An 8,667-nucleotide genomic window follows, 5' to 3' on the forward strand; every position below is an offset into this window, starting at 1 on the left:
CGATACAACCCGTAATGTTTCCTCCGGCGTCTCTCAGGGGAGTTGCCGTATTTTCCCAGATAATGGTTTCTCCCGAAGGCATAAGCACCCTTCGTTCAGAACTATGGGGCGTGCCATTTAGAAACACCAGTTCCGCCGGACAGCCTTCACATACTTTTTCACTAAATTCATAAGTCCGATAACACTTGTCTCCGATATGACCGAACATGTCCTGAAGGGTTTTATTCTGAAAGATGATGTTATAATCCCTGTCCTGTATGGTGATCCCATATTCGAGGGAGTCAACCAGTGCTTGCAGTTTGTTCTTCTCTTCAGCCAGGGCATCATCGGTCCGTTTCCAGAGAAGTTTCTCCTCTTCCAATTCAGTTACCTGGCTGCAAAGTGTCGATAGTTCATGGAGGAGCTCTTCTGTGCTCTTGTCCGGGTGCGGCATCTCATCCACCTGTCGGTATCGGTTCCTGATAGAAGTATACTACATTCGTAGAATAAGAGTATCTTAAAAGGTTACGGTCAAGTGCGGATGAAAGAGCGGACAAATCATTAGGGCCATAGCGTGAATCATCTTTTCTTTTCGTGAAGAACTAAGGATTACCGATAGAAATGCAGTGCGCAGAATTCATCGGGAGGCGCACGGAGTCCCGGTTGCGAATCAATGAAAGATTACTGTCTGATCTCTTCGGAGTTGAGGAAAACCCTCTTCGGGAAAATTGAATACGTTCTTGAAGACCCGGTTCATGACATGGACCAGTTGGCGGAATTTATACGCGTCATGGTGCGAATCACCCGTACGTTCGGAGGTCCGCCAGCTCTCCACGTCCGAAATGCGTAGCTCGACCCCCAGCGTGTGTTGCTCGGTTGTCTTGTCTATTTTATCCCTGCCTTCGTAAAGAGGCGTGCCAGGGATCAAAATCTTGTTCGTATTCGTAGCGCGATGGATCGGCAAAGAGAATGCGATCTTGCACTGGATCTTCCTGTGTTTCCGGGACGAATGGACGTTTTCCTCCGTATTCTTGCCGAGCGCCTCATAGAAGATTCGCGCGTGCGCAAATAGCTGCTCCTCTTGGGGTACGAGGTTACCTCCTCCGCTCCGGGAGAGGCTGATCATAAGCCGGCGTATGGCTTCTTTCATGTGTTCCGGCTCATCAAATAGCGTCTGGGTAACCGAGTGTGACGCGGTATTTTCCTGCAGAATCACGCCCCTTTTCTGTAGAGCATGGAAGAGCTTCAGTGTGTCATCGATGTCGGTGAGAATAAACGTAATCGCTAGGATATCCCTGATATCGTAGGCTTCTCCTTCCACATTCTTGCCCAGTTTGATGACCATGCTTTCCGGACTCTTGAGCCGCGCCTTGATCTCGGCGATGTCGACGTCCACTCCGTCCCCGCTGTTGAAAACGAGACATCCTTTAGACGGGTCAAAAACCAGGGACTCTCGCAGACGGCGAAAGAACGTGGAGATCTTTACAAAGGCCCGCTGAGAGGGTTCGTTGTCCGGAAGGTGCACCGGTCTCTCCCAGTCGTAGTCGAAAAGCGTATCGAGGCGCTGTCCTCGCTGTCTGAAGAAGAATGCGAGCTGGACATAATCGTTAATGTCCTGGCTGTCCTCTTCAATTGATTTTATGAGATGCGCAGTCTTAAGAAGACAGCAGGCGGACTGCTGCCAGGCCGCTGGAACTTCCAGCGAGTTCCCTCCATACCCGGAAAACACGTGGGGATATCTTCGTGAGGAGGCCAGCAGAAGGAGGTGGCGGGGATCCTCGTCCACGAGCAGTCGGAACTGAGAGTCCTGCAGCATCGCTTTCGCTACCGTCAGGGAACGCAGGCAGTCGCGGTAGAGTGATTCGTTCGAAGAGTGCAGGGCGGTCAGCTCTTCCAGCTGCGCGGCAACGAAAGGTAAAAGCCCGTCGAATATAATCGCATATGAGCGTTGGATGTAACGCGTCGCGCGCTCGCGTTCACTCCCCCCAAGTTCGCCGTCGAGGGCGTCGAAACCGCGGTTGACCATCATCTTGGTTGCCTGCTTGAGTGCCGCAACATAGTTGCCGGCGGGTAAAAGCAAAAAAGGTGTCATTTCGGTCCTGTCTAAAACTGAACCGAAGATCTCGTGATAGAGTTCCTGATCGAGCCGCATATCTCTCATAACTTATACTGTTTCTTGAGCCTGTGCAAGGCCTGACCCCGCTGCTTGTGTCCGACTTCTATCGGAACATGATTTTTGAGGAATGCACTCCTCATTCTTCCATTCTTGCATCTAGAGTGGTCAGAATGATTTGTGCGCATCTTGGCGCTCTCACCGAGTCCGGAAAGGCTCCAGGGGGGACCAATTGACAAACTCATTGGAAGACTAAAGGAATATGCTTTCCGTCTAAATACTGTTTCCGAACTGGACGATCATGGCTCCGCCAATAATAACAATGAGTCCGATCCAGGTAGCGGGGGGTATGTTTTCCTTGAATACAAATCGTCCAAAGAGCACGCTGATGAGCGCAAAAATCGCCACGTAAATGCCGAGCAGTTTCGAGAAATCCCACCTCACGGTATTGACGATGATCCCGTAACAACCCAACATAGCGCATCCCGTAAGGACGAGGGAGAAACAGCGTCCGCGAAGCCCCTTCCGGATAACCGCATCGCCTCCTGCTTCCAGGATTGCCGAAAAAATGAAGATAAGCCAGATAAGGTATGTCATTCTCCCCTCATGCGACACATTATTATGTTCCATCATATGTCAGATAGTTGCTGCACTTTTTGCTTGTCCCCGAAGCTCTATGATGTCATCAAGGGAATAAACGAAAACCTTATCGTCTCCATACACGGTGCCCTCCGCGCTCTCCTCTATTGCGCCTAACACCCTTTCCAGGTCCTTTTCGGCCACATCCAGGTCAATCTTTGTCTTGGAGAGGAACGCCGGTGCCCACTTGCTTTCATACTTACCACCTCTGCAGTACCCAGCCTGACCGCCCAACCAGCGCATCTTTGATACTGTCATTTTAGTGATACCTATCCTTGTGAGTGCCCTCTTTACATCATTGACCTTAAACGAAGCAATGACTACCTCGATCTTTTTCATCTTAATACTCCTTTCTTTTGTATTGGGGAGCTTTGAAACCGCTCGTCCCTTATCCGATGGTACTTTCTCTCTGTCCGGTGCTCACCCGAACGGTTTCGGTAATGTCGTATATGAAGATCCTCCCGTCTCCTGCCGTCCCCGTTGTACCGGCCTCGCATATGGCCCGTACGATCTTGTCAACATCAGGATCATCGACTACAATTTCAAGCTTTGCTTTGGTGAGCAAAGCGGTCTTGTATTTCTTTCCGCGAAACTCCTGCTCGATGCCCTTTTGCTTTCCCTGGCCTTCAATCTCGCTGAACATAAGACCTGGACAGCCCGCCTTTTCCAGGGCTGTATATACGTCTCCTACCTTCGCGGGACGAATTATTGCTTCGATCTTTTTCATGGCATCCTCCTTATATGGCCTCGATTCCTCGTTCGCCTGTGCGTATCCTCATGGCTTCCGATGCGTCAACAACAAATATTTTACCATCGCCCACATTGCCGGTGCGGGCCGCCTCGCCGATGATGTCCATAACGGCCTGGACATCCCATTCTCTGACCAGAACATCGACTTTTATCTTGGGCACGAAGGTGATTTGCTCACCATCGGCGCCACCATTCGTGTTGCCTTTTTGTCTGCCGAAGCCCTTAACTTTGGTCACGGTCATCCCCATGATGTAGTCTTCTTCTTTCAAAGCATCGACGACGATGTTCAACTGCTCGGGCCGGATCATACCGGACACCATTTTGAAACGATAGGTTTTGCGCACCGTTGTCATGGCCACGTAAATCGCAGCAATTATGGCCCATCCACCGGCGAGCATAAAACATATCTTGGCTTCTGCCTTTGCATCGGCATTACCCGTGGTATAGAGATAAAGAATCGCGACCACCATGAGTGCATTCACCATAACGCCCAGTGTGGGGATTAGGGCATGTTTAAGAGCGCTAAAATCTGGTCTTCCTTTGAAGGCTATGATGGTCCATACGCAAGTGAGCCCGTAGAGGATAAAAGTCCCGAGGTTTGAAGCAAGCGCAATGCCCGTCAAACCCACCACGCTTTGAACACCAATCACACCGATCACGGAGACGGCAATGATCAGGGCCACCAACGCCATGTGAGGCGTTCTGAATTCAGGGTGAATAAAACTTAAACCCGAGGGTAATTCCCGGTCATCCGCCATACCTGCGGAAATCCTCATAGCCGTGTTCATGGCCGAGAGAGTGGTTCCCAGTATTGCTATAGCAACGGTAACAGCCATAGTGATCATGAGACCGAAGCCTATTCCCGGCACGATACTGTCGCCCAGTAGTTTCACGAGGTCTCCCAGAGGAGCGCTCGATGCAGCGGCCGCGGCCATACCCGTACTTGTAACCTTGCCCGCCACATTGACGAGCTTGTCGCTTATCATGTAGCTTCCGGCAAAGTATTCGATGAGATAGGCGAAGACCCCCTGGATCAAAAGCGATATGATGATGGCCTTAGGTATGGTTTTCCCCGCGTTCTTTGTCTCAGCCGATAAGGCGGTGCAGCTCTCAAATCCGACGAGGATCAATATGGCTATGGTTGACTGGACTACTATACCGGTCAGCGCGTGGGGCTTGATAATGTCAAGCCCGCCTGAAAAAGCCCACTGGGTGACGTGTTGCGGGTTGGCAATCCGGTACCAGATAGCAAGGCCGCTAAAGACAATGAGGGTGGCCCATTGGATTATGTTGATCCCGATAGAAGTCATGGTTGACCCCGTCACCCCTCGGTACGCAATGTAACCCGTCACGATCGTGAAGACCACGCAGATGATCGCCTGGTTCGTGATGGACAGATCAGCGCCCGTAAATTGATTGTAGATATAGGCAATCAATGTGGCCATCATAGCGGCCATAACTCCTGAATAGGCCCAGTAAAACAGATGGGCCGACCAGCCCGTGGCCAATTTGGATATGCGGGCCATAGATTTGGGCCCGCTTCTTTTTTCACTTTTTGCATCGAGCCACGCCTTTTCTGCGAAATAGGCGCAACTGGCAAAACCTGCCTCAGGATAGATCTTCGCGAGCTGTGCGTATGAGAGGGCTGTGAGAAACGCCACGAAGAGCGCCAGCACAATCCCCATCCAGATATCGCTTGCCGCGGATGCCCCGTTGGGCGTCGTTGCTGCAGCCTGTAACTGATAGGTAATCCACAGGAATGCCCCCGGGGCGATAAGGGCCGCCGCGTTCATCGTCGCGCCCGTGAGTCCAAGTTTTGGCAATATTGCCCCTTCCTTCACTTGTTGGTTAGCCATAATACACCTCCTCTTGCAGTTTCATGCGCTCGTTCAGCTGTTGAGACTGCTCTTTTATGATCTGTTGCGCCGCTTGAATTTCCGCCCGGAATGTGAGGCTCCGCCGCAAACGTCACAGCGAGTAGACCGAAAACCATCAGTATCAACACCAGGAAAATCAATTTTCTTTTCACTCTAAGCCTCCTCAATTCAGAGTCTTTTCTTCCGCACATCTTAACCACGTACCTCTCTAAAACCCTTTTGCTGCTTTTTGAACCTGACCGATCAGGCTTTTACCGCTCTATTGCGGGGCTGGTGAGGTTGTGAGGTAGCCGACCCAACCGGTCAGGGGTTGAGCCACCGCTTCAGTGCGGTAGCCACAGGTATCAGAAACTGTACGTAAAGCCCACTCCGTAGATCAAATTGTCCGGCACATACCCGTTGGGGTTATACGGTATTTTGAGGCCCGTAGCCGGATCTGTTCCAAATGTCTTGTTTGCATTCCCTGAAAGCGGGAACCAGTATTGGACCACAGGTTGAATCGAAAACGCTTTGGTAATGGGGATCGTGAGACCCGCCTTCACCATGCCGTCATGAAAACCCTGATATTTGCTTCCCGTATAATCGCCCGTGGCCTTTTCGTAAGTCTTCCAGTAGTTGCTCTCCCCTATCTCGTATCCGAAAGAGGCGCCAAGATCCAGCGTCACATCCTTCGGCAGTGTGAAAGAGTGGGCGAAAGCCAGGTTAAAGTAGGTCCCTTTGTAGGACTGAATATCTTGATACACCGAAAGCGATGGCTTGGTCAGCATATCGAGAGCCAGGGTTAGCCAGAACTCTTCCGTCTCTTCGGCATATTTCAGGGCGTAATAGGTATAACCAGGCGTTATGGACAATTTACTTACCGTATAGGTGTAACTCAAGGAGAAATCCGTCTCATCCCATTGTTTTCTGCCCTCATTGGGAAAGGCGGCAGAGGTTGAGTTGCGTACATTGCTATCCACATTGCCCCAGAACGTAGCGGTAAAACCTTTATACGACTCGGTGAGCGACGGCTCAATCACAAGCCCGTTCTTGCCGATCTCGTATCCACGGAATATGTACTGGTTATAAAACCCGATTGACCCGCTGCCTGTTACCTTGGGGGTTTCCGGTTCCTTGGCCTTGTCTGTCTGTGTCGCGGCATCGGAAGTGCCTGCCTGCTGAGTACTCCCGACAGCCTTTATCTCATCTGCATAGACAGAGCGTACAGCAACAAAACCTGAAAGAACCATACATGCCAGAACAGCCAATCCGATCTTTTTCATGTTACACCTCCCAAAGTTTTCTCACCTGTTCTCAATGGTGAGTACTGCCTTCTTGCAATGGAGCCTTTTTCCTCTTCTTCTTTCTGTTGCCGACCAGGAAAAATGGAACAGGCGTCTTTAAACCAACCCCGGTTCGAAGACGCCTGTGTCTTGCTCCTTGATACTCAGGAATTGCAACAGTCATGCCAGTGACCTCTAAGTATTCCTGAGACAGTCTTGCTGCGGAAGGTAACATCAATGATTTTAAGCTGTCAGCACTGATCGGGATCCTTGCTGACCTGGGCTTGCTACAGGCTGAAACCGTTGCAGCGGACCGACATAAACTACATAAGGGTAGGAAATGGGCCCGCCTCAGACATGAGATACTACATCATGGTAGGAATTGAATCCGAGCAGCCGGCCCTTCGTTTATTGAGGATTACCGGGTGTAAGGTTAACTGCCATATACCACGGTAAATGCGCGGTACCGCATCTTTACGACCCCACCCTTACTCATACCTTCATGGTTTATTCCGAAGCCGCTTAAGCATCCACCGCATATCCAATAGTATCAACACGCTCCCACTGGAATAATAGAAATCACACTGCACTAAACTTTCGATCACAATAAACAGCATATTTTCGACCTCGGTAGTTGGTCAAAAACCATGCCAGATCAGTTCTAAATACATGGAGTAATATTCTCCTAAGTTACCGTAATTATTGAGCTATTTACTTGACACAGGAGGTACGTCTGATATGATTATAATATGAACTATCGGAAATCATTGACGAATCTGATTATTAAAGCTTCACATCCTGTCGGTAGACAGGTGGGCATTGATCATAAAAAGGAGGTGACAATAAATGAAGGATGTGGTTTTACAGCAGTTCCGCTTAATGGCCGAGACCCTCTCAGGAAGGAAACACCACGAGATACGAATCGAACTCAAAAACGGTTCAGTTCTCAATGCCAGATACGACCCATTATTCAACACCATCGTGCTGGGCTCATCGACCTTCCCTGTAGAGGAGCTTGCCTTCTGGACGAGGCTCTGCTGCGGATGCAATCCGGTAAAAATCGTGAAGAAGATGTAAGGCGCCCTGTGTCAACACAGGCGGGGAATTGCCTGTCATGCTGTGGAGGCAGCATGAGCACAGAGCGTAATAGTAGTATACCAAAATCCAACACATAAGGAGAAAGATCATGAAAACCATCGTAAAGTATGAAGGACAGAGAAACACGATCCAGGGAGAGTGTAAGCCAAGGGAGGCCATGGAGATCTTGGGCCTTAATCCTAAAGAGTGGAAGGTAACAGCAAAGGAGATTACCGATAAGACAGCGACTTATACCATCGAGCGCGTCCGCTCCCTTGCTCTGGTACCCAAACCATCAGACATTACTCCGAAGCAGACCGAGAAGTCCTTTGAACCACTCACCACGCCTGATCTTCTGACCGGCACATCAGGCACTGAACCACACCCCACCATCATCCCGGCTGAGATCAATGTGTACCGCGAGGAACTCCAGGCCGTGCTCAAAGTAATCTGCGACGTTACCGCCAAGAAAGGTCTCATGCCTGTCCTCTCCATGGTCAAGATTGAGGTTACGGAAGAAACGATCACGATCACCGCGACAGACCTCGAGGTCTCCTACACGGCAACGATCCCTGCTATGAGCACCGGCGTTACCTCCTTTCTTGTCAGCGCGGACACCTTTTCCAAGGAAGTGAGGGCATTAGGTGATGAAGTCGAGGATGTTTTCATGAAAGTCACAGCCGACTCCATTCAGATCAATGGACGCTGTATACTCCCCGCATCAGTGACCCATGACTTCCCGGAGATCGAACCCCTGCCGGAGGGAAGTATCACTGCATCACTTCCAAACCTCATCCCTGCGCTTAAGTGTGTACTCCCTGCAGTGAGCACCGATGAGACGCGCTACCTCCTCACCGGTGTCTGTTTCGATCTTGCTTCAGGCTTTATCGTGGCTACCGACGGCTTCAGGCTCCATAAGGCTGCGGTTGATACATGCAAATGTCCTTCTTTCATTCTGCTAAAACGGGCG

Annotated in this window: 10 protein-coding genes; 2 read left to right on the forward strand and 8 right to left on the reverse strand. The window is 50.4% G+C overall.

The features are described 5' to 3' along the window. The 8 genes from VMT62_05275 to VMT62_05310 all read right to left on the reverse strand — a co-directional run. Positions 1-433: PAS domain-containing protein (locus VMT62_05275; GenBank protein ID HVN95817.1), on the reverse strand; the 433-nt coding region annotated here is incomplete at its 3' end. A gap of 216 nt (positions 434-649) precedes the next feature. Further along, the gene (locus VMT62_05280; GenBank protein ID HVN95818.1) at positions 650-2,131 is read right to left on the reverse strand and encodes a hypothetical protein; all 1,482 of its coding nucleotides are present in this window, start codon (positions 2,129-2,131) and stop codon (positions 650-652) included. Between the two features lie 234 nt (positions 2,132-2,365). Next, positions 2,366-2,689: a hypothetical protein gene (locus VMT62_05285; GenBank protein ID HVN95819.1), complete on the reverse strand. Its 324-nt coding sequence runs from the start codon at positions 2,687-2,689 to the stop codon at positions 2,366-2,368. Between the two features lie 39 nt (positions 2,690-2,728). Continuing rightward, positions 2,729-3,070: a P-II family nitrogen regulator gene (locus VMT62_05290; protein ID HVN95820.1), complete on the reverse strand. Its 342-nt coding sequence runs from the start codon at positions 3,068-3,070 to the stop codon at positions 2,729-2,731. Positions 3,071-3,119: 49 nt separating this feature from the next. After that, complete coding sequence (locus tag VMT62_05295; GenBank protein ID HVN95821.1) at positions 3,120-3,458, reverse strand: P-II family nitrogen regulator; 339 nt, start codon at positions 3,456-3,458, stop codon at positions 3,120-3,122. 10 nt (positions 3,459-3,468) lie between these two features. Then, positions 3,469-5,337: a P-II family nitrogen regulator gene (locus VMT62_05300; GenBank protein HVN95822.1), complete on the reverse strand. Its 1,869-nt coding sequence runs from the start codon at positions 5,335-5,337 to the stop codon at positions 3,469-3,471. Further along, positions 5,319-5,510, reverse strand: coding sequence for a hypothetical protein (locus VMT62_05305; protein ID HVN95823.1), 192 nt, complete (start codon positions 5,508-5,510; stop codon positions 5,319-5,321). Before VMT62_05305 ends, VMT62_05300 begins: the two co-directional genes overlap by 19 nt. A 192-nt stretch (positions 5,511-5,702) precedes the next feature. Beyond that, on the reverse strand, positions 5,703-6,620 hold the full coding sequence (locus VMT62_05310) for a hypothetical protein (GenBank protein HVN95824.1): 918 nt from the start codon (positions 6,618-6,620) through the stop codon (positions 5,703-5,705). A gap of 846 nt (positions 6,621-7,466) precedes the next feature. Between VMT62_05310 and VMT62_05315 the strand changes: the two genes are divergently transcribed. Continuing rightward, positions 7,467-7,697 (forward strand): hypothetical protein, encoded by a 231-nt coding sequence (locus VMT62_05315; GenBank protein HVN95825.1) that lies wholly within the window; start codon positions 7,467-7,469, stop codon positions 7,695-7,697. 109 nt (positions 7,698-7,806) lie between these two features. Beyond that, positions 7,807-8,667, forward strand: an 861-nt coding sequence (locus VMT62_05320) for a DNA polymerase III subunit beta (protein HVN95826.1), incomplete at its 3' end; no start/stop codon positions are given.

This window comes from Syntrophorhabdaceae bacterium (assembly GCA_035541755.1).
In the GTDB taxonomy this organism is placed as follows: domain Bacteria; phylum Desulfobacterota; class Syntrophorhabdia; order Syntrophorhabdales; family Syntrophorhabdaceae; genus PNOF01.

Coding starts and splice junctions, on each gene's coding strand:
- VMT62_05280 (HVN95818.1), bottom strand. CDS start 2,131: ATGCGGCTCGATCAGGAACTCTATCACGAGATCTTCGGTTCAGTTTTA.
- VMT62_05285 (HVN95819.1), bottom strand. CDS start 2,689: ATGACATACCTTATCTGGCTTATCTTCATTTTTTCGGCAATCCTGGAA.
- VMT62_05290 (HVN95820.1), bottom strand. CDS start 3,070: ATGAAAAAGATCGAGGTAGTCATTGCTTCGTTTAAGGTCAATGATGTA.
- VMT62_05295 (HVN95821.1), bottom strand. CDS start 3,458: ATGAAAAAGATCGAAGCAATAATTCGTCCCGCGAAGGTAGGAGACGTA.
- VMT62_05300 (HVN95822.1), bottom strand. CDS start 5,337: ATGGCTAACCAACAAGTGAAGGAAGGGGCAATATTGCCAAAACTTGGA.
- VMT62_05310 (HVN95824.1), bottom strand. CDS start 6,620: ATGAAAAAGATCGGATTGGCTGTTCTGGCATGTATGGTTCTTTCAGGT.
- VMT62_05315 (HVN95825.1), top strand. CDS start 7,467: ATGAAGGATGTGGTTTTACAGCAGTTCCGCTTAATGGCCGAGACCCTC.